The organism is Empedobacter sp. UBA7611 (assembly GCF_002484365.1).
GTDB lineage: Bacteria > Bacteroidota > Bacteroidia > Flavobacteriales > Weeksellaceae > Empedobacter > Empedobacter falsenii_B.
The window spans coordinates 15,074-40,783 of sequence record NZ_DLJR01000025.1 but is presented as its reverse complement, the minus strand read 5'-3'; the positions used below and the strand labels follow the sequence as shown (position 1 = coordinate 40,783).

The window sequence follows — 25,710 nt, the reverse complement described above, 5'->3', positions numbered from 1 at the left end:
AATCATTTAAGTCTTTGTAAATTTGCACCGAGTTATGAAGATTTTACCATATAAAAATTTATTTGTCGGAATTACCGACACATTGCAACAAATTTTCTTCGAAGGAAAATATGCAGATAAAGAAGTTGAGCGAACATTGAAATCGAATAAGCAATGGGGAGCGCGCGATCGTGCTTTTATTGCCGAAACGGTTTACGATTTAGTTCGTTGGAAACGTTTGGTTGAAGGGGCAATGAGCCGTCCGCTTTCTCCTGATACAATTTGGGAGTTTGTTGGAACTTGGTTTGCTTTAGATCCAGAGCAAACGTTACCAAAATGGGAAGAATTTCAAAAAATCTATCCAAAAGAAGTCTTGAAAAGACATCACAATTCGTCTAAAAATATTGCGGTTGCAGAATCGTATCCAGATTGGATGTTCGAGTTAGGAGAGAAGTCGTTGGGAAATCGTTGGTTAGATGAAGTGCATGCAATGAACTCGCAAGCACCAACAGTTTTACGTGTGAATTCCTTGAAAACAGACCGTAAAACATTACAAAAAGCGTTGAAGGAGCGTAGAATAAAAACGAAAGTTTTATCGAAATATCAAGATGCTTTAGAGCTAGAAGAGAAAACAAATATTTTCCGTACAGATGAATTTCAGAATGGTTGGTTCGAAGTTCAAGATGCAGGATCGCAATTGATTGCGCCGTATTTACGTGTTCAACCAGGAATGCGTGTGGTAGATGCTTGTGCTGGTGCCGGAGGAAAAACATTGCATTTAGCTGCTTTGATGGAAAACAAAGGGCAAATTATTGCAATGGATTTGTACGATTGGAAATTGAAAGAATTGAAACGCCGTGCAAAACGTAACAATGTTCAGAATGTACAAACAAAGGTGATTGAAGCAAAAACAATCAAGCGTATGGAGAATTCTGCTGATCGCTTATTGATTGATGCACCTTGTTCTGGAATGGGAGTTTTGAAACGTAATCCTGATGCAAAATGGAAATTAAGACCAGAATTTATTGACGAAATATTAGCAACACAAGAAAAAATATTAGCTGATTATTCTAAAATCATTAAAGTTGGAGGAATGATGGTTTATGCAACTTGTTCTATTTTACCACAAGAAAATGAGCAGCAAGTAGAAAAATTCTTGAAGAATAATCCAAATTATAAAATGGTTTCAGATAAAATGCATTATCCATCTCAAACTAATTATGATGGATTCTACATGGCTTTGATTGAAAGAATTTCTTAAGCTGTTAATTATTATAAGATACAAAAGACTAAGTGAAAGCTTGGTCTTTTTTTGTTACAATAATTATTTTATCTTAAATCTAACTCGTCTATTTTCAAAATTTTTCCAATCAATACAATTTGCAGCAGGATTGCATTCTTTGTGTTTCAAGTCTGAAAAACCTTTAGCGGAAATTGAAAATCGATTTTTATTTAAGCCTTTTTCTATCAAATAATTCAACACAGCGTTTGCTCTTCGTTGTGATAAATCTATATTGTAAGATTCTGTTCCAACCGCATCTGTATGACCTTCGATAACAAAATGATGTGATGGATTTCGTTTCATAATTGCAACAACTTCATTCAATTTTGGATAATCAATAGCTCTGATTTCAGCTTTATCAAAATCAAATTCGACGGTTTCCATTAAATAATTTGAATAATCTTGAACATAATTTCCAATCTTTTTATCACTCAAATTGCTTTCTGGACAACCATTTCCAAAACGATTTCCTTTTATATACGGACATTCATCTTCGATATCCATCACGCCATCGCCATCTGTATCATAATCATTGTTGTAATTTTCTATATTTCCTTTCTGGATCAATAAATTATAAGGTGTTGAAATGTTAAATTCAGTTCCAATTTTCTCAATTTCTTTTCGATATCGTCCATCTTTTTTGCACATTTCACCGCAACGTTCCTCATCTTTTAAGAGATAATCAATTTTTTGTTTTGCCCAATAAAACTTAATTGCTTCGGTAAATTCACTTGGATTTGGTTGTTTGATTTCAAAATTTTGAGTGAAATTTTGGTTCGATTGATTACCAATAATTTCTATTTTTTTTGGATAACGACGATTACAATCGCGTGAAACAAAATTGACAGAATTTTGAGCTAAATACGTATTGAAATTCTTCGGAAACGTTTCGTTGAGGTTGATTTGGGATGATTGAACTTTAAGATGATAAATAGAAGAATTCAAAACAGCTTGCTGAAATTGTGTTATTTTCTGATTCAATTCTCTTGGTTCATTGACCGTAATCGGAAGCGTTCCTGTTGCCAAACTAATAAAATTCATCGCATGATAATCCAATTCTTTTCCAATTCCTAATGTTATAAATTGTGTGTCTTTTGCATAATTTCGGAGTGAATTGTAAACCGTTTCATTCAAATTTATCGCTCCATCAGAAATAATTGCAATGATTCGTTTATAATTTTTATCAAAAGGATTTTTCTGAATTTGCTCTATTGCTTCATCCAATAATTTTTCGCCAGTTCCACTCAAAGAATTAATTTTTTCTAAAGCTAAATTGATGTTTTCTTTCGTTGGAAATTGAGAAGAATTAAAAATTAATTCATTTTTCGTAGAATAAACCAACACATTAAATTTATCTGTTTCGTTTAGATTTGGAAGAAGTTGATTCATCAATTTTTTGGAAGTTTCAATTGGTTGATTCATCATAGAACCAGAAGCATCCAAAACGAACAAAAATTCTCGTGGAGCATTATATTTAGAAGGATTATTTGCAGGTTCAATTGTTCCTAAAAAATAATCGCAACCATTTTCAGTAAACGTTTCAATTCCGGTTTGTAGTTCATTTTTTGTATAAGCATATTGAAGAGTTGGAATCTTTTTATCGGAATTTTTTGAAACATAATTTCGATCATCTTCCTTTGAAAATTTTAAATCAGAAACAATTTTTGAAATCGGAAAATTTCCCGAAAGATGAATATTTGAATTTATGTTTTTCGGAAAACCATTCAATTGATTGTTCCAACGATGAATTTGGGTAAAAGATTCTGTTCGTTTCACGATAAATTCTAAAAACGAAACTTGATAATTCAAATTATTTTCTTCAACAATTTTCGAAACTTTTAGCTTAATTTTTAGTGTAGCATGTGCAGGAATTTTTCCTAAATCTAATTGTAAAACTTGATTGTTTTGTTGATTTTTAAAAATAGTTGAAGCATCAATATTTTTTAACTCTTTTCGAATATCTACAATCGATTTGGATTGAATTTCGAAAACTTTATCATTTACAAAAGCTTTTAATTCGTACACATTTTGAGAAGCTTGATAAGGATAAATAAATTTAGCCGAAATATCTTCCGAAGAATTGTTCTGAAAAGTAAAATTATGACTCAAATTACCCAATAAATGATGAAAATTATAGTCATTTTCGAGAGAAATTGCTTCTATTTTTTCAAAATCTTCTTCATTTTGAAGTTCCAAATACGGAAAAATTTGCTGTGCACAACAAAATGTATTCAGTAGAATAAAAAAAATGGAAAAAAATAGATTTTTTGTGTTCAACGAATCGATTTTAAAAATTCAATGTAAAGATAATGAAAGAATTGATGTGTTTTCTATCATCAGTTATAGTAAAGTTCAATGTATATTAAATAAATCATCAAATCAGAAATAATTATTAAATCATATTTAAAAAAGATTGGTTTAATAATTGCTTCTTTCAGATTTAACAAAAAAGTTAAGTAAATTTGCACTTTATTTTACATAAAAGATGAATTTTAATTTCACAGAAGTTGAAAGAGTAGAAAGTATTTCTGCAAAAGATTTTCAGAAATATTACGTTAAACCTCAAAAACCAGTTGTAGTAGAGCGAATTACAGAGGATTGGCCTGCGTACGAAAAGTGGAATTTTGAGTATATAAAACAAGTTGCAGGCAACAAGGTTGTCCCTTTATACAATAATGATCCGGTTGATTATACGAAGAAAGTAAATGAACCAGTAGCAAAGATGAAAATGTCTGAATATGTAGATTTGTTGCAAAGTGAGCCGACAGATTTGCGTATATTTTTGTACAATTTGATGAGTCAAGTTCCGCAATTGCAACAAGATTATAAAATGCCAGATTTGGGTTTGAATCTTTTCAAATCGATGCCAATGTTATTTTTTGGAGGTGAAGGATCGAATGTTTTTATGCATTATGATATCGATTTAGCGAATATTTTGCATTTCCATTTTGCAGGAAAAAAACGTTGTATTATTGTTCCGCCAAAGGATTCGAAATACATGTACAAAATTCCACATTCGGTAATTTGTAGAGAAGATATTGATTTTGATAATCCTGATTTTGATAAATGGCCAGCGTTGAAAAATATAAATCCGATGGTAGCAGACTTAAAACACGGAGAAATGCTTTATATGCCAGAAGGTTGGTGGCATTATATGAAATATTTGACGCCAGGTTTTTCGATGAGTTTGCGTTCGTTGGCACATAAACCAAAAAATTTGTCCGAAGCGATTTATAACATATTTTTGATGCGTACATACGATAATGTGATGCGAAAAATAAAAGGTAAAACTTGGATTGAAGAAAAAAATGAGCGCGCAATTACACAAACAAATAAATTAATTGCGAAATAAAAATACAGTTTTTAGAAAATTTTTCTAAATGAAGGAATATCTTTCGAAAGATGTTCCTTTTTTTATTCTACTGTCCTAAAAACTTATAAATCAATAAATATTTGATTTTCATGTTTTAAAATTTCGATAGATATTTGCAGAATATTTTTCTGAATTTTTAGTAATATGATCATAAAAAAAGGAAATTTTTGGGCTTTATTGCCTTTAATCATTTTCATACTTGTCTATTTTTCGGCATCTATTTATCTGAACGATTTTTATTCTGTTCCAGCATTGGTTGTTTTCATGTTAGCATTAGTAATTGCATTTGTTCAATTCCCTAAGGTTTCATTTCATACGAAAGCCGAGGCTTTTTGTAAGAATGCGGGTGAAGAAACAATTATGTTGATGATTTTAATTTTTCTTCTCGCTGGAGCGTTTGGAAGTTTAGGATCTACAATTGGTGCTGTAGAATCAACAGTGAATTTATTTTTGAATTATCTTCCTTCTTCCTTTATTGTAGCAGGTTTCTTTTTGTTGTCTTGTTTTATTGCGACGGCTTTGGGAACATCGGTTGGAACAATTGTAACTGTTGCTCCGATTGCAGTGCAAATGGATAAAATGATCCCAGGTTCTATGCCAATTTTGTTAGGTGCAGTGGTTGGTGGAGCGATGTTTGGCGATAATTTATCATTTATTTCTGATACAACAATTGCTGCAACACGTACGCAAGAAGTGAGCATGAAATCTAAATTTAAAACTAATTTTCGAATAGTAGTTCCAGCAGCTATTGTTTCGACGATTATATATTTTTCACTTTCTCAACATTTTGACACAACCAATTTCCAAGGAAAACAGTTAGATTTTGACTTGATTTTAATCTTACCTTATCTATTAGTTTTTGGACTAGCAATCTCTGGAATTAATGTGATTTGGGCTTTAATTGTAGGAATTCTTTCGTTTCTTGGAATTGGTTTGTTCTATTCTGGTGTTCCTTTACTAGACTTAGTTTCTTCTATTAATGAAGGTTTTAAAGGAATGTTTGAGTTGAGTATTATTTGTTTAATTATTGGTGGAATTGTTGGAATTATTCGTTTGAATGGTGGATTAGATTTTATCATTTATCATCTAACCAAAAATATTAAAACAAAACGTCAGGCTGAGATGAGTATTGCGTCGCTTACAGCTTTGGCGAATGCTTGTTTGGCAAATAACACGATTACAATTTTGATTTGTGGTAAAATTGCAAAAGATATTTCTGATCATCATGATTTAGAGGGAAAACGTGTGGCAAGTATTTTGGATACGGTTTCGTGTTTTGTACAAGGAATCTTACCTTATGGTGCGCAAGTTTTGGCAGCGGTTGCAGCTGCAAATACAATTTCAAGTGCAACAAAGGTTTCTTCGGTTGATGTGTTATCTAACTTATATTATCCATTTTTAACTGGAATTTGTACGCTTATTTTTATCTTATTTTTTCAGCCAAAATCATTCAAAAAATAGATTGATGTATGATATTCATTCGTCGAATATTATTTTATAACTTTGTAGACTGAAATTTTTTAAGATGAAAAGAGTTGTCGTAGGACTTTCTGGAGGAGTAGATTCAAGTGTTACAGCCTATTTGCTAAAAGAGCAAGGCTATGATGTGATCGGATTATTTATGCGTAATTGGAACGATGCATCGGTAACGTTGGAAGATGAATGCCCATGGATAGAAGATAGTGCAGACGCTTTGTTGGTAGCTAAAAAATTAGATATTCCTTTTCAGGTAATTGATATGTCTGATTCGTACAAAGAACGTATTGTAGATTATATGTTCAATGAATACGAGCAAGGAAGAACACCAAATCCTGATGTGTTATGTAACCGAGAAATTAAGTTCGATTTGTTTTTGAAAACAGCTTTAGAACTTGGTGCAGATTATGTAGCAACAGGGCATTATGCACGAAAAACTTCTACAATTGATGAAAATGGAAAAGAGATTTTTCAATTGTTAAAAGGTAACGATAACAATAAAGATCAATCGTATTTCTTGTGTCAATTGTCGCAAGATCAATTAAGCAAAGCATTATTCCCAATTGGAGATATAGAAAAACCAGAAGTAAGAAGAATTGCGCAAGAGCAAGGCTTGGTTACAGCGAATAAGAAAGATTCGCAAGGTTTATGTTTTATTGGAAAAGTTAGTTTACCTGAATTTTTGCAACAACAATTAAAACCAAAAGAAGGTGTAATTGTAGAAATAGCCAAATATTGGAACGGATATAAAAGAGAAATTCCAACTTTTGAAAATAAATATGAAGCATTAGATTTCGAAGCAAAAGGTTTCTCATACAAACAAGAAGACGGAGATATTGTAGGTAAACATCAAGGCGCACATTATTTCACTCGCGGTCAACGAAAAGGATTGGGAGTTGGAGGAAAAGTAGAACCTTTGTTTATTATTGATACAGATGTAGAGACTAATGTTATTTACACAGGTCAAGGCGCTGATCATTCAGGTTTATTGAAGAAAGCATTGTTTATAAAAGAAGAGGAAGTACATTGGGTTCGCGAAGATTTAACTTTGAAAACCGACGAAACAATGGAAGTGATGGCGCGTATTCGTTACCGCCAACCTTTGCAAAGAGCAATTTTACACAAAGCTGAAAACGGAATGTATGTTGAATTTGAAAACCCTCAATCTGCAATTACAGAAGGTCAATTCTGTGCTTGGTATGTTGAAGACGAACTTTTAGGCTCTGGTGTAATTAATAATTAAAAAATATAAACATCATTATTATATTGAACGCTCAAGATTTTCTTGAGCGTTTTATGTTAATATCATTTATTAAAAAAAAATCCTTTTACTTTTTGTTGCTTTGGTAAACCATCTTGAAATCTCATCTAAGCATGTGTTCCATCACAAAAAGACTAATTAAAAGATTGTCCACAACGGCAAAGATAAGTTGTATCTTTTGCTTCAAATTTTTCTCCTTCTTGGTAATTGACAGAAATTCCTTGCTGATTTGGAATGATAAACTGCTGAACAATTTTAGGCTTTCCGTGCAAGATATAAGGTCCATTTTCTGTGATTTCTATATAGATACCATCTGTATTTTGACTTGTTCCTATTTGAATATTTAACTTGTTTTGATCATCCATAATTGTAGATTTAGACTGATATTTACTACAATTTAAAAACTATTTTGGTTAGAATGAGTTTAAATTTTGTGCAGTAATTGATTATAATTTAATAGATAAACGTTGTTGTTTTTACATAGGATTTAGAATGTTTTGATTACTTTTATTTGAAAATAATGATTATGCCAACAATTCAACTCAAACATACAGAAATTAAACATCACAATGCTTTGTTATATCATTTACCAGAAGATCAAATTTCTTTTACAGCCTTACCTAGCGAGACTTTTGAGCGTTTGAAATTACGCACAGATGGACATGCAAAACCAATTACAATTTTGTTAGATGATGAACCAATTGGTTTTTTTGTGTTAGACTATGGTGACGATAAATTGGAGATGACGAATAATACGAATTCGTTGTTGTTGCGTTCTTTATCAATAAACCCTGAGTTTCAAGGAAAAGGTTACGGAAAAATTTCGATGAGTTTGATGGATGATTTTGTAAAAGATAATTTTCCTACAATTGATGAATTGGTTTTAGCGGTTAATTTCAAAAATAAATCAGCATATGATTTGTATCTAAAAGTTGGTTATATAGATGATGGTTCTCAACGAGAATGGTTCAATGGAATGCAACATTTATTGAGAAAGAAAATTTAATTGTTAAACTTTATCCTTTTCCAAGCGACAACTTGCACACCTTCTGAATAATGCATTAAATCTGGTCTCGAATCGATGAAAAATAAATACCAGATTTTCCATTTTTTGTGAGATATGTTCTCAAATTAATTTCGTCAAAATCAGAAGTAGGAGAGAGTGCAGGCAAAAAACGAGGTCGAATTTTTTCCATTGTAAATGCGATAATTGAGACCCAATCAGAATCATTTATTTCATCAATTTCTAAATCTTTTGGAACTAATTCTCTCAAAATTTCTTTGTCAATTCTGTAATGAAAAAATAACGCTCTGTTCCATTCTTGATAATATTTCCATCGTTTTGTTGGGTCATTTCAACCACGATGATTTTTTTTCGGTTAGAATTTGTTTGATCGTATATTTCACTTAAAACCTTGTTAAACTTATGGTTGAAGGTGCAAAATCTATTGCGAAATAAAGAAAATTGTAGTTACTTCGCATACCAATTTTTATCATATGAAAAACTTGTTTTATATCTTCGTGATTAGTTTTTTAACGTCATGTGCAGCAATACATAATGTGCCAACTTCTCAGAATCCAAATAATTTTATTCAACCGAACACAACAAGTTCTTTTGTGGATCAAAACGGAAATTTTTACCCAGATAATTGGTTGAAATCGTATGGTAAACCTCCTAAAAATGCAAGTCGTAGAGATTATTCGTTGATGAAAATTGCGACTGAAAGCAAATTCCAAAATCAATTGACTTCTTACGAAGATTTACGTTTAAAAAATATCGAAAAAAGAGTTAAAAATAAGAAACGTGTCATCATTTTTGTGCATGGAATTGACAATGATTATTTGTTTAGCTTGAAAAATTACAACAAAGCCAAAACTTATATGAATATTAATTCTTCGAATGATGAGGTAATTAATTTTTATTGGGATGGATTGGTAAACGAAAGTCTTTTTGGAGCGGCAAAAGTTTGGGTAAGTGCAACGACAAATAGCCAAATGGCGGGCGTTTTTGGACTTCGTAGAATTTTGAATGTCATTCATAACAAAGATGTTTATTTGATTTCGCATAGTCGTGGGGCATCAGTTGTTTTGAGTTCATTGGTAAATCCTTCGTTGCGTGAAAGTGAAATAAAACGTGCTGAAAATGCGCATCATGTCGATTTTGCGAATGCAGAAACGTTGTTAGAAAATAACAATAAAATTTACAGTATTATGTTGGCGCCTGCAATTGGAAAAATTGATTTTACGTTGGATAATGATCAATTAAAAACCTTTACACCTCAGTTAAAACGCATGCATATCACGATAAATGATACGGATTATGTATTAGGGAAAGGAAAGATTGGGTTTTTATCTCGAAGTTTGATTGCGACAGATTTTGGCTACAAAAAAGATTTGTTTGATGAACTTTCTAAAAATTATACTTTCTTAGAAGAAACTGATTTTTCAGGACAAAATTCACACGAATTTAGAGAATATATCACTAATCCGAAGTTTATTACTATTCTGAAAGAATTCAAGTTGGCGAAATAAAGCGAGGTTAGAAGTGCGAAATACGAATCTCGAATCTCGAATCTCGAAACTCGAGCTTCGAACCTCGAAAATCATTTCTTAAATTCAATCACTTCTAAATTCTCAATTTTTCCTTTATTCAACTCAAATCGTAACATCGTACGAACTTTCTGAAAACCGTGTTTACCAACAGCGCCTGGATTCATATGAATTAAACCCAATTGTTTATCAGGCATCACTTTTAGTATATGTGAATGTCCACAAATAAATAATTTCGGAGGATTTTCTGTGATTTCTTTTCGAATTGCAGGATTATATTTTCCTGGATAACCACCAATATGCGTAATCCAAACATCAACACCTTCCAACGTAAATCTGTTGTTGAGCGGGAATTCTGCGCGCGCTTTATTATCATCAATATTTCCATAAACAGCACGCAAAGGTTTTATTTTAGCCAATTTATCGGTTACAGAAATATCGCCAATATCTCCAGCATGCCAAATTTCGTCTGCTTGTTGTGCATATTCCAAAATTCTATCGTCGATATAAGAATGCGTGTCCGAAAGTAAAAGAATTTTCTTCAAAAGGTTGTATTTTTGTTGCTCAAATTTACAACAATTGCGATATTTTTTAGAATTAGCATACAACGGAAAAAATTATTTTGGTTATCAAATTCAACCCAATCAAATTTCGGTTCAAGAAGTTATTGAAGATAGATTGTCTAAAATCTTAAGAAAAGAAATTTCGATTGTCGGTGCAGGGCGTACAGACTCTGGTGTTCATGCGAAAAAGATGTTTATTCATTTTGATTATGAAGATGAATTATCGGTTGATTTAATCAAAAAATTAAATTCTTTTTTACCAAAAGACATCGCTGCTTATCGTTTATTTTTGATGGATGATGAAGCGCATGCGCGTTTTGATGCGACTTCGCGTTCGTACAATTATTTTATTTCGCCTTTCAAAGATCCTTTTGCGTTTGATAGTGCTTGGATTTTTAACCGAGAATTGGATATTGAAAAAATGAATGAAGCAGCAAAATTGTTAATTAAGCAAGGAGATTTCGGAAGTTTTGCTAAATTACATACCGATGTGAAAACAAATATTTGCGATGTAAGGGAGGCATTTTGGCGCAAAAATGAAAACGGACAATTGGTTTTTCAAATCACTGCTGATCGTTTTTTGCGAAATATGGTGCGCGCAATTGTTGGAACATTAGTTGAGGTTGGGTTAGGAAGAATTTCTATCCACGATTTTGAAGAAATTATTGAACAAAAACAACGTTCTTCGGCAGGAGCTTCGGCGCCAGCGCAGGGTTTGTATTTGGTAGATGTTCAATATCCAAAAGAATTATTTAAAAATGAGTTCAAATAACGAAAATACATCGTTTGATTTTAATGGATTAAAACGTGTTTTACAAATCGGGGCGCAAAGCAAAGTGATGTTTTGGTCGGTGGTTTTTGTAGCGGTTTTTAGTGCGTGTTTTTCTGTTTATCGTCCCTATTTAACGGGAAATATCATCGATGATTATATTCAGACAAAAGATTTACCAGGGCTTCAAATGCAAATCGTGAAACTATCTTTGGTGTTAGTTTTCGAAGGAATTTTGTCTTTTTTTATGGTTTATTTAGCGAATGTTGTTGCACAACGAGTTATCCGTTTGTTACGCGTTCGTTTGTATAATCATTTGATCAAATTCAAGCTTGGTTACTTCGATAAAACGCCAAATGGAGTTTTGGTAACACGTTCAGTTTCTGATATTGAAACGATTGCTGAGGTTTTCAATGACGGAATTTTAGTGATGTTAGGCGATGTACTAAAAATCATTTTCATCGTTGTTGTGATGTATTGGATGAACTGGGTTTTAGCAACGGTTGTGATTGTGATTCTTCCATTGATGATGATTATTACACGATTATTTCAAAAAGCATTGAAAAATGTTTACCAAGAAGAACGTACAATTGTAGCGAAGCTGAATACGTTTGTGCAAGAACGATTAACAGGAATGAATATTATTCAGGTTTTTAATCGTCAGCAAGCAGAATACAATAAATTCGTTTCGATTAATAATGATTTAAAGAAAAATTATCTAAAAACAGTTTTCTATTTTTCATTAATGTTTCCTGTTGTCGATATTATTTCGGCTTTAGCAACAGGAAGTTTGATTTGGTTTGGAGGATTGAGAACTGCTGTTTATGGAGATGTTTCAGTTGGTGATTTAATTGCATTTACACAATATGTTACGTTGTTAACGGCACCGATGCGCGCAATTGCAGAGCGTTTCAATACCATTCAGCGTGGTTTGGTAGGAGCAGATCGTGTGTTCAAAATTATTGATGATGATCAAACGTTGCCAGATAATGGAACAATAAAGTTGGATCATGTAAAAGGTAAAATCGATTTTGAAAATGTGAAGTTTTCTTATGTTCCGAATAATTTAGTATTGAAAGGAATTTCTTTTTCGACAAAACCAGGAGAAAAAATTGCAATTGTAGGTGCGACAGGAGCAGGAAAATCCACAATTATTAATTTATTGAGTCGTTTTTATGACATCGATTCTGGAACAATTAAAATAGATGATGTGAATATTCATGATATGGAATTGAAGAATTTACGTCAACACGTTGCGGTTGTTTTGCAGGATGTTTTCTTGTTTAATACAACGATTTACGACAATATTGTTTTAGGAAATAAAGATATTTCGTTGGAAGAAGTACAAAATGCTGCGAAAATTATTGGAATTGATAATTTTATCATGTCACTACCAAAAGGCTATTACAGTGAGGTAAGCGAGCGTGGTTCGACACTTTCTGTAGGTCAACGTCAATTGATTTCGTTTTTGAGAGCATATATTTATAATCCAGAGATTTTGGTGTTGGACGAGGCAACGTCTTCTATTGATACAGAGTCGGAAGAATTGATACAAAAAGCTACTGATAAGCTAACGCAAGGCAGAACTTCTATCATCATTGCGCATCGTTTAGCGACGATTCAAAATGCAGATAAAATTATTGTGATGGATAATGGAATGATTGTTGAGCAAGGTACACATAACGAATTGTTAGCTCAGAAAGGTTATTATGCCAATTTATATGAAGTCCAATTCTCGAAAGAAAATTAAAAATTTAACAGAAATAAATCGTTAGATTTGTTTAACTTGAACAATCAATAATATTAACTTTAAAACTCTAATTAAAAATGAAAAAATTATTTTTAGCTGCTGCAGTATTAGGTGTAGTTTCTTTATCTTCTTGTAAATCTGAAAAAGAAAAAGTAGATGCAAAAGTAGAAAATACGCAAGAAAATGTAGCAAATACAGTAGAAGAGCAAGTAGAAGCTGGAAAAGAGACAATGGATAAAGTTGCTGATGTAGCAAAAGATTTACCAACTTTCTCTGATCCAAAAATTACTGAATTTGTTGGGAAATACAACAAATGGGCTGCTGATATGAAATTAGCTGCAACTGCTGGTGATGCAAATAAATTAGCTGAATTGACAAAACAATCAGTAGATTTTCAAAAAGAATTACAAGGTTTTACTCAAACTTTGAAACCAGAAGATGCTAAAAAATTACAAGATTGGACAGCTGAAATTCAGAAACAATTAAACAAATAATTAAATTTATATTTAATATGAGCTCGAATTTATTCGAGCTTTTTTTATGGATTAAATTATGATTTATGATATAGATTGATAATATAATAATGTATATCTTTATCACAAAAATTTATAGATATCAATTTTTATATATGACATTAGTACAATTACAATATGTGCTGGCAGTGGCTGAGCATAAGAACTTTACAATTGCTGCTGATAAATCCTTTGTAACTCAACCAACATTGAGTATGCAGATTCAGAAATTGGAAAAAGAATTGAATATTGATATTTTCGATAGAACATCGCATCCAATCAAAATCACTCAAATTGGAGAGAAAATTGTTGCGCAAGCAAAAACAATTTTAATGGAAGCTAACCGAATGAAACACTTGGTAAACGAAGAAAAAGGTTTGTTAGAAGGTGATTTCATTATTGGTGTTATTCCTACTGTTTTACCTTCTTTGGTACCATTATTTTATAAAACATTTCAGAAAAATAATCCGAAATCGAATCTTATTATCAAAGAATTGCAAACGGATAAAATTATAAAAGGAATAAAAGATGGTTGGTTGGATTTTGGTATTGTGGTTTCGCCACTTTTCGAGGATCAAATTATCGAAAAACCTCTTTATTATGAACCATTGGTGGCTTATGTGCCAAACGGGCATCGCTTATCTGACAAAGATAAAATCAATGAAGATGATCTAAACACTTCTGATTTATTAATCTTGCAAGAAGGACATTGTTTCAGAAATAATGTGTTGGCTTTATGTGATACTTCAAATCTAAAAAATCGTCCGATTAAGTTAGATTCAGGAAGTTTTGAAGCTTTAGTTAAATTAGCAAACGATGGATACGGAATGACTTTGTTGCCTGCTTTGGTTGCAGATGATTTGCCACAAGAATATAAGAAATTTGTCAAAAACTTTGAGTCGCCAGTTCCAACGCGAGAAGTTTCGTTGATTTTTCATCAATCTCAATTAAGAGATTCTTTCGAAAAAGAGTTAATCAATACAATTCAAAGTATTTTGAGAGGAAAAATATTCTTAGAAAAAGATCAAAAATTAGATTCGAATATGGTTTCTTTACCAAAAAAATAAAAACAAAAAACGACTCAAAATTTAATTTTGAGTCGTTTTTTTTATGTCTTTTAATTTCCTTTATGGAACTATTGTAGTAAATAAATACGTGGCAAAAAGTGTTAATAAAACAATTCCTTGCTGAATATTTGTTCGACCAGAATTTAATGATAAATAAACGGTGAACAAGGATAACACTAATAAGATAGATGACTTTGCATCTATTCCTAATGTGACTTCCAATCCTGTGAAATAACAAACGATTGCTACGGCTGGAATCGTTAAACCAATTGATGCTAAGGCCGAACCTAAAGCCAAGTTAAGACTTGTTTGTAAACGGTCTTGTTTTGCGGCTTTATATGCGGCTAAACCTTCTGGTAATAAGATAACTCCGGCAATTATAATTCCCACCAATGATTTTGGAGCGCCTAAATCCATCACAATTGTTTCGATGGTTGGCGATAATTTTTTTGATAACAAAACAACTGCACACAAAGCAACTAATAATAAAACCAAACTCGAAATTGTTGTAAGTAAATTTGGTTTTTCGACATGCAATTCTGATGTTACATTATCTTTGCTACTTTGTGGTAAGAAATAATCACGGTGACGAATGGTTTGGACAGAAATAAATCCGCCATATAAAATCAACGAAATAATTGCGACAAAAATTAATTGACTTGTCGAAAATTCTCCTCCTTTTTCTGAAGTTAAAAAATTAGGTAAAACTAAGGTTAATATAGATATTGCAACTAAAGTAATTAAAGCAGTTGAAACACCTTGTTTGATGAAATTTTGTTCTCTATAACGAACTCCTCCAGCCAATAAACAGATTCCGATAATTCCGGTAAGAATGATCATTACAGCAGCAAAAACGGTATCTCTTGCCAAAACAGAAGGGAAGCCCGTAGGTTCGGACATCATTAATGAAACAATTAGCGAAACTTCTATAACTGTAATAGCTAAAGCCAATATAATGGTTCCGAAAGGTTCTCCAACTTTATGTGCTACAACTTCTGCGTGATGTACAGCTGATAAAACGGCTGAAATTAAAATGATTCCTAAGACTCCAGAAAACCACATCTGATCTTTAAATCCTTCGGCTATTGTTAATGAAAAAATGGCAAGAATGGGACAGATAATTGTCCAGTAGGGTAAAGCTAAATTGAATTTTTTTGAAATAAAATTATCTACATGCATTAATTATAAGGTTTTGGATTTTTACAAATTTAATAAATAATATTGATAATTATTATGTGTAATTATCATGAATAGTAATAATTATAACGTTTAATAATCATAAATATTAATAGTTATTTCAATAATTGAGTAAAAATAAACTTTTTAACTAATGATTATCATACCTCTACTATCAATAAACGATTAAATTTGCAAAATGTTAAACGTATCTGACGAAAAGTTAAAAAAATGGTTTAGCACATCATGTGTGTGGGAAACGATAAGTTGTACGCTTTTATTTTTGGTTGCAATGCCAATAAAATATCAATTCGGTTATGTTTTGCCAATGCCATTTGCTGGTTGTTTTCACGGTTTTTGGTTTACAGCTTACTTGATTTTACTTTTTAGAGTCAGAAGAATATATAAATGGGACGACGAAGACTTTATCATTTATGTGATGTATGCATTTATTCCGTTTGCAACTTTAGCGGTACATAAAGTAATAAAAGAGGATAAAAATAATAGATAAATTAAAAAACGGTTTCTTTTTGAAACCGTTTTTTTATACTCATATATTTTACGCCATTTAGCTACAGTGTTTCGACTGATTTTAAACTTATCAGCAATATATGATGTATTGGTATAATTATTTTTTTGTTGAAGTTTTAAAATTTCTAAAACAGAATTCAAATCATAAGATTTAATTTTGTGGTAGGAATTTTTTATTCAATTATGAATAGTGTTTTTAAGGATATTGTATTCATTCGAAATTTCTTGAATTTTCTTTTTTTTCTTCAGTGTATAAATTCTAAAAAAAAATCATATTTCAACAACTTAGACCATTTAATAAATCGTCTATTTGTATGTCTTTACTTAACTATTGAGTATTAATATATTTTTCAGAATAAGTTTTGAAGAAACCTTTGATACGGGATATATCAATTCCAAGTTCGTCGACTTTTTTTTGATTAAATAGCCCATGTGAATATCTTTCATAGGTAAGTAGGTTTTGAGTAGTTGTAAATGTAGTAAATCGAAATCTGTATTTCTATTAATTTTCTCAAAAATAGAATGATTTTATGTACAAAAAGATCGTTTCGTTATATAGAATTTATTTTATAAATTTATGCGACTAAATTAAGTATAATGATTATTCAACCAAGAACAAGAGGTTTTATTTGCATTACGACTCACCCTGAGGGAACTGCAAAAAATGTTCACAATCAAATTGAGTACGTAAAATCAAAAAATATTTCAGCCGAAGGACCAAAAAAAGTATTGGTAATTGGAGCTTCGACAGGTTTTGGTCTGTCATCTCGTATTACAGCTGCTTTCGGATATAATGCTGCAACAATAGGTGTTTTCTTTGAAAAACCTGCTGCGCCAAGAAAACCGGGGACTGCGGGTTGGTACAACACAGCTGCTTTTGAAAAAGAAGCACACGAAGCTGGTTTGTATGCAAAAAGTATTAATGGAGATGCTTTTTCTGATGAGATTAAACAACAAACGATTGATTTAATCAAACAAGATTTAGGTCAAGTAGATTTAGTAGTTTACAGTTTAGCTTCGCCTCGTCGTACACACCCAAAAACAGGTGTTGCGTATTCATCAGTTCTTAAACCAATTGGAGAGCCATTTACAAATAAAACAGTAGATTTTCATACAGCAGAAGTTACAGATATTACAATTGATCCGATTGAATCTCAAGAAGAAATTGATAATACAATTGCTGTAATGGGAGGTGAAGATTGGAAATTTTGGATGGAAGATTTGAAAGCTGCTGGTGTTTTAGCTGAAGGTGTAAAAACTGTTGCTTATTCTTACATCGGGCCAGAATTGACTCATAGAATCTACAAAGATGGATCGATTGGTATGGCTAAAAATGATTTAGAAAAAACGGTTCCAGTTATCAACGAATTATTGTCAGATTTGAATGGTGTTTCTTACGTTTCTGTAAACAAAGCTTTGGTAACACAATCGAGTTCTGCGATTCCAGTTGTACCATTATATATTTCGTTATTGTACAAAGTAATGAAAGCAAAAGGAATTCATGAAGGTACAATAGAGCAAATGCAACGTTTGTTTGCAGAGCGTTTGTATACTGCAAACGGAGAAGTTCCTTTGGACGAAAATGGACGTATTCGTATCGATGATTTGGAAATGCGCGAAGATGTACAAAAAGAAGTAGATGATTTGTGGAAAATTGTAACTTCTGAGAACATCAAAGAAATTTCTGATATCAAAGGTTATCATGATGAATTCTTACAGTTGTTTGGATTTAGTTTTGATGAAATCGATTATGATGCTGATACAAACGAATTGGTCTCAGTTCCAAGTATTGCAGAATAAGAAGATCATTTCAATTAAATAATACAAAACCTCGAAAATAATTTTCGAGGTTTTTTTTGTGTCAATAAAATAACTCAAAAATAATTTTATTCGTATTTGTTTAGATTATAAGATTTTGTTTCGTTAAAAATATGGAGTGATTATTATTAATAATTTAAAAAAATATTTTAATATTAGTTTTAAATTATATTATTCTTAAATTTTAAGTTTTCTTTTAGAGATATATCCAAAAAATATGAAATTTATTTTTCGAATCTTAAAAATATATCCGAAACACTTTACATTTCATTAAGTTTTAACACATGTATTTTTATGTCAATTTGGAAAATTAAACCATTAGCGAAGTTAATAGAAGATTCGCAAGAAACAGAAGGTGGTTTAAAAAGATCTTTATCTTCGGGAGCTTTAGTAGCTTTGGGTATTGGCGCTATCATCGGTGCCGGATTATTTAGTTTAACAGGAATAGCAGCGGCAGATCATGCTGGTCCAGCAGTTACTTTATCGTTTGTTTTAGCCGCGGTTGGTTGTGCTTTTGCAGGTCTTTGTTATGCCGAATTTGCCTCGATGATTCCTGTTGCAGGAAGCGCTTACACGTATTCTTATGCAACAATGGGTGAGTTTATAGCTTGGATTATTGGTTGGGATTTGGTGTTAGAATATGCTTTGGCAGCGGCAACCGTAAGTGTGAGTTGGTCGGCATACGTCGATAAATTTTTACAAGGAATTAATATTCATTTACCTCAAGAATTATTGCATGCTCCAGCCGATGGAGGAATGGTTAATTTACCAGCAATATTTATTGTGTGTTTATTGTCTTTAGTACTTATTAGAGGGACGAAAGAGTCTGCTATTATCAATAATATTCTTGTTATTTTAAAAGTTACAGTTGTAATTGTTTTTATTGTTTTAGGATGGAGTCATATTAATCCTGAAAATCATATACCATTTATTCCTAAAAATATTCCAGGAACTCAATTTGGAGGAATGCCAGGGATTGCAGCAGGAGCAGCAGTCGTTTTCTTTGCTTTTGTTGGTTTTGATGCGGTTTCTACTGCAGCACAAGAAGCTAAGAATCCACAAAAAGGAATGCCAATAGGAATCTTGGGGTCATTGGTTATTTGTACCATATTGTATGTGTTATTTTCATGGGTAATGACAGGTTTGGTACCATACGAAATCTTTAAGAGAGATGCTTCTCCAGCAGCGACAGCTTTTGCGGTAACAGGTTATACATTTTTACAAAGTGTGTTGATTTTGGCAATTATTGCAGGCTATACGTCGGTTATATTAGTGATGTTATTAGGACAAAGTCGTGTGTTTTATAGCATGAGTAATGACGGATTGTTACCTTCTTTCTTTTCAGATGTTCACAAAAAATTTCGCACGCCTTGGAAAACTAATTTATTCTTTTTGGTATTTGTAAGCATTTTTGCAGGTTTTGTTCCAATCAAAGATTTAGGGCATATGGTAAGTATCGGAACTTTATTCGCTTTTACATTGGTGTGTATTGGAATAATTGTAATGCGCAAAAAAATGCCAAATGCTGAGCGTAAGTTTAAAGTTCCATTGGTTCCTCTAGTTCCAATTTTAGGAATTATTGTATGTGTTTATTTAATGACATCATTAACGATGGAAAGTTGGTGGCGACTTTTAATTTGGTTAGTGATCGGAATTTGTATTTACTTTTTCTACGGAAAACAACATAGTAAGGTTGATGGTTAGAAAATTATCATTTTGAGTTTTTTTTAGAAATCCTTTGTCTTTTTAGACGAAGGATTTTTTTACAATTGATAAATATAAAAACTCTAGAGATGGTTTGAAATTTTATTACATACTAGAAAAACATGCTTATTATTAAAATTAACTAAATAATTATTTCAAATCTATATGCATAAAAACAATACCTTCGTTGTTCACAAGTAATAAGAATGCATTCAATTTTAATCATAGACGATGAAACAAAAATCAGAACTCTCCTAGCTCGAATTCTCGAATTAGAAGGTTTTGAAATACATCAAGCTGAAGATTTAAAATCAGGCCTTAAGAAAATTAAAACACTTTCTCCTGAGGTTGTTTTATGTGATGTAAAATTACCTGATGGTAATGGTGTTGAGTTTGCAAAAGAAGTCAAAGAAAAATTTCCTTTGATAGAAATTATTCTGCTTACAGCTTACGGAAATATTCCTGACGGCGTTCAAGCCATTAAAAACGGAGCATTTGATTATATTACAAAAGGGGATGATAACAATCGTATTTTACCTTTGTTGTATAGAGCTTTGGATCGTGTGAAATATAATAAAGAGAATGAAATTTCTCAAGAAACAACATCAACAAAATTAGACAGTAATTTATTATTGGGTAAATCTCCAATTTTTGAACAAGCTTTACAATTAGCTCAAAAAGTTGCACCAACGAATGCTACCGTTCTTTTAACTGGAGAAACAGGAACTGGAAAAGAAGTTTTTGCAACAGCTATACATCAATCAAGTTTGAGAAAAAACCAAAATTTTGTTGCAATTAATTGTTCGGCTTTTAGTAAAGACTTATTAGAAAGTGAATTATTTGGTCATAAAGCAGGTGCATTTACAGGCGCAATGAAAGATCAGAAAGGTTTGTTTGAAGAAGCACATTTAGGAACTATTTTTTTAGATGAAATTGGCGAAATGGCCTTGGATTTACAAGCAAAATTGTTGCGAGTTTTAGAATCAGGTGAGTTTATTAAAATCGGCGAAACAAAACCTACAAAAGTTGATGTACGAATTATTGCAGCCACTAACCGAAATTTGGAAAAGGAAATTGCAAACGGAACATTTCGAGAAGATTTATTTTATCGAATTTCTGTGTTTCATATCGAGTTACCTTCTTTACGTGAACGCGTTTCGGATATCGAACTAATCGTGAATCAGTTTATAAAACACTTCAATCAATATTATCAAAAAAATATAAAATCTATTAATCAAGAAGCTTTACTTTTTCTTAAAAAATATTCGTGGCCGGGAAATATTCGTGAATTAAAAAATACGATCGAACGTGCTATTATTTTGTCGGAAAATGAAGAACTTTCTACAAATGATTTTCCTTCATTTATTCAAACAAGCGAAATTGATCAGAACGAAAATTCATTAGAATTAGCTTTAATGGAAAAAAAACATATTCAGAAAGTTTTAAAATTTACAAAAGGTAACAAAACAAAAACGGCAGAATTATTAGGTATTGGCCTAACAACGCTTTATCGAAAAATAGCCGAATATGAACTGAATTAAAATAAAATACTTTATCATAATGAAAATAAACCCTTCCATTTTGGAAGGGTTTTTTATTTGAGTAAAAATCTATAAAAACATAACGTATTGATTTTGTTTTGTCTAATTAATTCTAATTGCTTTGGCATTTTGATTGGCTTATGTAGAGAAATTTAAAAATCTACAAAATGAAAATGAAACAAACGATTTCATTAGATGAAGTCAAAGAACTTAAAAGTAAAGTACTGCAAAACATTTTAGATAATAATCCAGCACGTGTAAAACAGCTATGTTATAGTGTAGGAAAATTGTTTTCAAAAACAAATGATTTGGGTAAAACATACATCAATAATCTGTTTATACTACCCGTTACTTTGATGATTGAAGCGGATTTCAAAAACCGAAAACAATTTTTGAATTTGTTTCCAATGAATTTGAAATCAGAATATGTTAAACAAATTTATCATTCAGGAATATGATAACAATTGTATTACTATTAGCTGGGATTTTATGTTTTGGAGTATTCTTCAAATCCATTGACTTTTTTGATAATATCTAATCCATTCATTATGATTTTCTTATTAATCATCGCCATTGCCTTGTTTGTATACTTGGTATATGTGCTATTAAAACCCGAAAAATTTTAAACTTAATTATTCGTAAAAATGAATTCAGAAATATTTGGCGTTATCGTACAATTTTTAGTTGCGATCGCTCTTTCCATTCCGTTAGGAAATTATATTGCACGTGTTTATCTCAATAAACCAACTTTTTTAGACCGATTAATTTCCCCAATAGAAAAGTTGTTATTCAAAATATCAGGTATCAATTCGGAGGAACAGATGAATTGGAAACAACATTTAAGTGCATTATTAACGATTAACTTGATTTGGTTTATCATTGGATTTATCCTATTAATGACACAAGGTCTGTTGCCTTTTAATCCAGATAAAAATCCAAGTATGAGTCCTGATTTGGCTTTCAATACGATTATTTCGTTTGTAGTGAATTGTAATTTACAACACTATTCAGGAGAAACAGGCGTAAGTTATTTAGCGCAATTATGGCTGATGTTTTTACAATTTGTGAGTGCAGCAACCGGTATGGCAGCAGCAGTTACATTATTTGAAGCCTTTCGACAAAAAACAACGACAACTTTAGGTAATTTTTATACTTATTTCATCAAATCGATTACGCGTATTTTATTGCCATTATGTGTAATTGTATCATCAATCTTAATTTTTCAAGGAACTCCAATGACATTTGAAGGAAAAGATGAAATGATGACTTTAGAAGGAAATAAAGTGGAAGTTTCTCGAGGACCTGCAGCAGCTTTTATAGCCATAAAACATTTAGGAACAAATGGCGGAGGATTCTTTGGTACCAACTCTGCACACCCATTCGAAAATCCAACATATATAAGTAATATGACGGAAATGATTGCACAAATGCTGATTCCGTTGGCGATGTTATTTGCATTTGGCGTTTATACTAATCGCAGAAAATTTGCTTGGATGATGTTTGGTGTCATGACTGTTGGCTTTCTATGTTTAACGATTCCGAATGTTTACATGGAATCGCAAGGAAATCCAATGATTGAAAGACTCGGTATTGATAATTCATTAGGTGCAATGGAAGGTAAAGAAGTTCGAATTGGTTCTGCCGCTTCAGGATTTTGGAGCATCGCAACAACCGTTATTTCTACAGGTTCAGTCAATTCTATGCACGATAGTACAATGCCATTATCTGGGATGAATGAACTGTTAGCTATGATGATCAACAGTGTTTATGGAGGTGTAGGAGTTGGTATTTTAAACTTCTTTGTATTTGTAATTTTAGCGGTATTTATTAGTGGATTGATGGTTGGTAGAACACCTGAAATTTTTGGAAAAAAAATAGAAGCCAAAGAAATGAAAATCGCCATGATGATTACCCTTTTACATCCATTCTTGATTTTAGTAGGAACAGCTTTGGCTGCTGGAATACCAAGTGAAACACTATCAACCTTAAACAACTCCTCGTATCATGGATTTAGTGAAATGTTATATGAATTTACTTCATCTGCTGCAAACAACGGTTCTGGTTTTGAAGGATTAGGAGACAACACTCCATTTTGGAATATTGCAACTGGTTTTGTATTAATTTTAGGACGATTCTTACCTATAATTGGTCCTGTTGCAATTGCTGGATTATTAGCAAAAAAACATTTTGTTCCAGAAGGTTCAGGAACTTTAGCAACCGATACAGCAACTTTTGGAAGTATTGTTTTTGCCATCATCTTAATTGTTGCAGCCTTAGCATTTTTTCCAGCTTTAACCTTAGGTCCCATTGCTGATTATTTTTCAACTCCAAAATTTTAGAAAATGACACGAGAAAATAAAACCAATTTATTTGAAAAAACATTGGTACAAACAGCCTTCAAAGAAGCTTTCATCAAACTAAATCCAGCAACTTTATATAAAAACCCTGTCATGTTTGCTGTAGAAATTGGTACTGCAATTATGTTAGGAGTTTGCTTTTGGATTCTTTTAGGTGAAACATCTCAAGGTAGTTTTGGGTATAATTTTTCAATTTTCATCTTACTTCTTTTTACATTATTATTTGCCAATTTTGCTGAAGCAATTGCTGAAGCAAGAGGAAAAGCTCAAGCTGATAGTTTACGTAAAACGCGAGAAGAAACGCCTGCTAAATTAGAAAATGGTGAAATCATTTCGTCTTCTGCTCTAATCAAAGATATGATTTTTATCTGTGAAGCTGGAGATATAATTCCAACCGATGGTGAAATTATAGAAGGTTTAGCAACGATCGACGAAAGTGCTATTACAGGAGAAAGTGCACCTGTAATTCGTGAAGCTGGAGGCGATAAAAGTTCGGTTACTGGAGGAACAAAAGTTCTTTCGGATCGAATTAAAGTCAAAGTTACGACACAACCAGGAGAAAGTTTTTTAGATAAAATGATTGCATTAGTTGAAGGTGCAAATCGTCAGAAATCTCCAAATGAAATTGCTTTAACCATTTTATTAGCTGCTTTTACATTAGTATTTGTCATTGTTATGGTTACCCTAAAACCTTTCGCTGATTATGCAAATGTTCCCATTACCATTGGCGCTTTAATCTCATTATTTGTATGTTTAATTCCAACCACTATTGGAGGTTTATTATCCGCAATCGGAATTGCTGGAATGGACAGAGCTTTGCGCGCAAATGTCATTACAAAAAGTGGAAAAGCAGTAGAAACAGCAGGCGATATAGATGTTTTATTATTGGATAAAACAGGAACCATTACAATCGGAAATCGTAAAGCAACAGCTTTATATCCTGCAATTGGAATAGAAATGGAAGCTTTAGAAAAAGCAGCAGTGCTTAGTTCGATGAGTGATGAAACTCCTGAAGGAAAATCAATTGTAGAATTAGTTCAGATAGATCCATTAAAATACGCAATTCAACATCCTATTTTCATCAATTTTAGCGCAGAAACACGTTGTTCAGGAATTGATTTTGATCAAATCCGTATTCGAAAAGGAGCTCTAGATGCTATCAAAAATTTGGTTGAAAATGCTGGAAATGCTTTTCCAAACGAAATTCAAATGAGAGCCAATGAAATTGCTCAAAATGGAGGAACACCTTTAGTTGTTTCTCAAAATGAACAAGTTTTAGGAGTTATCGAATTACAAGACATTATCAAACCTGGAATTCAAGAACGCTTTGCTCGGTTAAGTAAAATGGGAATCAAAACGGTTATGGTAACAGGTGATAATCCTATGACTGCAAAATTTATAGCAGAAAAAGCAGGTGTAGATGATTTTATTGCGGAAGCAAAGCCGGAAGATAAAATGAATTACATCAAAAAAGAACAAACCGAAGGTCGTTTGGTTGCTATGATGGGCGATGGTACAAATGACGCTCCTGCTCTAGCGCAAGCTAATGTTGGTGTAGCCATGAATAGCGGTACGCAAGCAGCAAAAGAAGCCGGAAATATGGTAGATTTAGATAATGATCCAACCAAATTAATTGAAGTTGTTGAAATTGGAAAACAATTATTAATGACACGCGGAACTTTAACAACCTTTAGTATTGCAAATGATGTCGCAAAATATTTTGCCATCATACCTGCTTTGTTCATTACCGCAATTCCAGCCTTACAAGGATTGAATATCATGAATTTACATAGTCCCGAAACCGCTATTTTATCGGCTGTTATTTTCAATGCCATTATTATTCCTTTCTTGATTCCTTTAGCTTTAAAAGGTGTTCCATACAAACCAATTGGAGCAAGTGCACTTTTGAGAAGAAATTTACTGATTTATGGAATTGGAGGAATCATCGTTCCATTTATCGGGATAAAACTAATCGACATCTTTATTTCCATATTTTTTTAA

At 32.0% G+C, this 25,710-nt stretch carries 23 protein-coding genes; 18 read left to right on the top strand and 5 right to left on the bottom strand.

The features are described from left to right. Positions 1-34 precede the first annotated feature (34 nt). Positions 35-1,240: an RsmB/NOP family class I SAM-dependent RNA methyltransferase gene (locus B3R94_RS03670; protein ID WP_038333863.1), complete on the top strand. Its 1,206-nt coding sequence runs from the start codon at positions 35-37 to the stop codon at positions 1,238-1,240. A 63-nt stretch (positions 1,241-1,303) separates the two neighbouring features. Here B3R94_RS03670 and B3R94_RS03665 read toward each other — a convergent pair whose 3' ends face one another. Further along, on the bottom strand, positions 1,304-3,457 hold the full coding sequence (locus tag B3R94_RS03665) for an OmpA family protein (RefSeq protein ID WP_291098771.1): 2,154 nt from the start codon (positions 3,455-3,457) through the stop codon (positions 1,304-1,306). Positions 3,458-3,746: 289 nt separating this feature from the next. Between B3R94_RS03665 and B3R94_RS03660 the strand changes: the two genes are divergently transcribed. From B3R94_RS03660 to mnmA, 3 genes are all read left to right on the top strand, one after another. Beyond that, positions 3,747-4,613 carry a cupin-like domain-containing protein gene (locus B3R94_RS03660; protein WP_125350158.1) on the top strand — a complete coding sequence of 289 codons (867 nt, stop codon included), beginning with the start codon at positions 3,747-3,749 and terminating at the stop codon, positions 4,611-4,613. A 165-nt stretch (positions 4,614-4,778) separates the two neighbouring features. Continuing rightward, positions 4,779-6,095, top strand: coding sequence for a Na+/H+ antiporter NhaC family protein (locus tag B3R94_RS03655; protein WP_125350159.1), 1,317 nt, complete (start codon positions 4,779-4,781; stop codon positions 6,093-6,095). Between the two features lie 64 nt (positions 6,096-6,159). Next, positions 6,160-7,353, top strand: a complete 1,194-nt coding sequence (gene mnmA, locus B3R94_RS03650) for a tRNA 2-thiouridine(34) synthase MnmA (RefSeq protein WP_038333879.1) — start codon at positions 6,160-6,162, stop codon at positions 7,351-7,353. A gap of 152 nt (positions 7,354-7,505) precedes the next feature. On the opposite strand, the gene B3R94_RS03645 is transcribed toward mnmA, so the two are convergent. Further along, positions 7,506-7,736, bottom strand: coding sequence for a CDGSH iron-sulfur domain-containing protein (locus B3R94_RS03645; protein WP_280037543.1), 231 nt, complete (start codon positions 7,734-7,736; stop codon positions 7,506-7,508). A gap of 161 nt (positions 7,737-7,897) precedes the next feature. Between B3R94_RS03645 and B3R94_RS03640 the strand changes: the two genes are divergently transcribed. Then, positions 7,898-8,377, top strand: a complete 480-nt coding sequence (locus B3R94_RS03640; protein WP_219034554.1) for a GNAT family N-acetyltransferase — start codon at positions 7,898-7,900, stop codon at positions 8,375-8,377. Positions 8,378-8,432: 55 nt separating this feature from the next. Here the strand turns inward: B3R94_RS03640 and B3R94_RS03635 are convergent, their stop codons facing one another. Beyond that, entirely contained in the window at positions 8,433-8,645 is a 213-nt protein-coding gene (locus B3R94_RS03635; RefSeq protein ID WP_260392011.1) for a DUF2071 domain-containing protein, read from the bottom strand. Positions 8,646-8,868: 223 nt separating this feature from the next. Here B3R94_RS03635 and B3R94_RS03630 point away from each other — a divergent pair, with 223 nt between their 5' ends. After that, a complete protein-coding gene (locus B3R94_RS03630) occupies positions 8,869-9,903 on the top strand; it encodes an alpha/beta hydrolase (protein ID WP_291098769.1) in 1,035 nt (344 codons plus the stop codon). 71 nt (positions 9,904-9,974) lie between these two features. Here the strand turns inward: B3R94_RS03630 and B3R94_RS03625 are convergent, their stop codons facing one another. After that, on the bottom strand, positions 9,975-10,466 hold the full coding sequence (locus tag B3R94_RS03625) for a metallophosphoesterase family protein (protein ID WP_291059349.1): 492 nt from the start codon (positions 10,464-10,466) through the stop codon (positions 9,975-9,977). A gap of 34 nt (positions 10,467-10,500) precedes the next feature. Here B3R94_RS03625 and truA point away from each other — a divergent pair, with 34 nt between their 5' ends. The 4 genes from truA to B3R94_RS03605 all read left to right on the top strand — a co-directional run bounded on the left by truA (position 10,501) and on the right by B3R94_RS03605 (position 14,582). Beyond that, positions 10,501-11,256, top strand: coding sequence for a tRNA pseudouridine(38-40) synthase TruA (gene truA / locus B3R94_RS03620; RefSeq protein ID WP_219034551.1), 756 nt, complete (start codon positions 10,501-10,503; stop codon positions 11,254-11,256). Next, positions 11,243-13,003 carry an ABC transporter ATP-binding protein gene (locus B3R94_RS03615; RefSeq protein WP_291098766.1) on the top strand — a complete coding sequence of 587 codons (1,761 nt, stop codon included), beginning with the start codon at positions 11,243-11,245 and terminating at the stop codon, positions 13,001-13,003. The genes truA and B3R94_RS03615 overlap by 14 nt, the downstream gene beginning before the upstream one ends. Before the next feature lie 77 nt (positions 13,004-13,080). Continuing rightward, positions 13,081-13,497, top strand: coding sequence for a hypothetical protein (locus B3R94_RS03610; protein ID WP_280062513.1), 417 nt, complete (start codon positions 13,081-13,083; stop codon positions 13,495-13,497). 134 nt (positions 13,498-13,631) lie between these two features. Continuing rightward, entirely contained in the window at positions 13,632-14,582 is a 951-nt protein-coding gene (locus B3R94_RS03605) for a LysR substrate-binding domain-containing protein (protein WP_291069400.1), read from the top strand. A gap of 60 nt (positions 14,583-14,642) precedes the next feature. Here B3R94_RS03605 and B3R94_RS03600 read toward each other — a convergent pair whose 3' ends face one another. Then, positions 14,643-15,761 carry a calcium:proton antiporter gene (locus B3R94_RS03600; RefSeq protein WP_291098763.1) on the bottom strand — a complete coding sequence of 373 codons (1,119 nt, stop codon included), beginning with the start codon at positions 15,759-15,761 and terminating at the stop codon, positions 14,643-14,645. A gap of 196 nt (positions 15,762-15,957) precedes the next feature. Between B3R94_RS03600 and B3R94_RS03595 the strand changes: the two genes are divergently transcribed. The 8 genes from B3R94_RS03595 (at position 15,958) to kdpB (ending at position 25,710) form a co-directional block, all read left to right on the top strand. Beyond that, complete coding sequence (locus B3R94_RS03595; RefSeq protein ID WP_286479686.1) at positions 15,958-16,269, top strand: DUF3817 domain-containing protein; 312 nt, start codon at positions 15,958-15,960, stop codon at positions 16,267-16,269. A 617-nt stretch (positions 16,270-16,886) separates the two neighbouring features. Next, positions 16,887-18,089: an enoyl-ACP reductase FabV gene (gene fabV / locus B3R94_RS03590; RefSeq protein WP_291073259.1), complete on the top strand. Its 1,203-nt coding sequence runs from the start codon at positions 16,887-16,889 to the stop codon at positions 18,087-18,089. 312 nt (positions 18,090-18,401) lie between these two features. Further along, positions 18,402-19,811, top strand: a complete 1,410-nt coding sequence (locus tag B3R94_RS03585; RefSeq protein WP_221856732.1) for an amino acid permease — start codon at positions 18,402-18,404, stop codon at positions 19,809-19,811. A gap of 206 nt (positions 19,812-20,017) precedes the next feature. After that, complete coding sequence (locus tag B3R94_RS03580) at positions 20,018-21,352, top strand: sigma-54-dependent transcriptional regulator (protein WP_114999272.1); 1,335 nt, start codon at positions 20,018-20,020, stop codon at positions 21,350-21,352. 167 nt (positions 21,353-21,519) lie between these two features. Further along, a complete protein-coding gene (locus B3R94_RS03575) occupies positions 21,520-21,810 on the top strand; it encodes a DUF7674 family protein (RefSeq protein WP_114999274.1) in 291 nt (96 codons plus the stop codon). Positions 21,811-21,900: 90 nt separating this feature from the next. Then, positions 21,901-21,978, top strand: a complete 78-nt coding sequence (kdpF, locus tag B3R94_RS14250; protein ID WP_369012327.1) for a K(+)-transporting ATPase subunit F — start codon at positions 21,901-21,903, stop codon at positions 21,976-21,978. Between the two features lie 18 nt (positions 21,979-21,996). Then, positions 21,997-23,691 (top strand): potassium-transporting ATPase subunit KdpA, encoded by a 1,695-nt coding sequence (gene kdpA, locus B3R94_RS03570; RefSeq protein WP_114999277.1) that lies wholly within the window; start codon positions 21,997-21,999, stop codon positions 23,689-23,691. Between the two features lie 3 nt (positions 23,692-23,694). Further along, entirely contained in the window at positions 23,695-25,710 is a 2,016-nt protein-coding gene (gene kdpB, locus B3R94_RS03565) for a potassium-transporting ATPase subunit KdpB (protein WP_291098759.1), read from the top strand.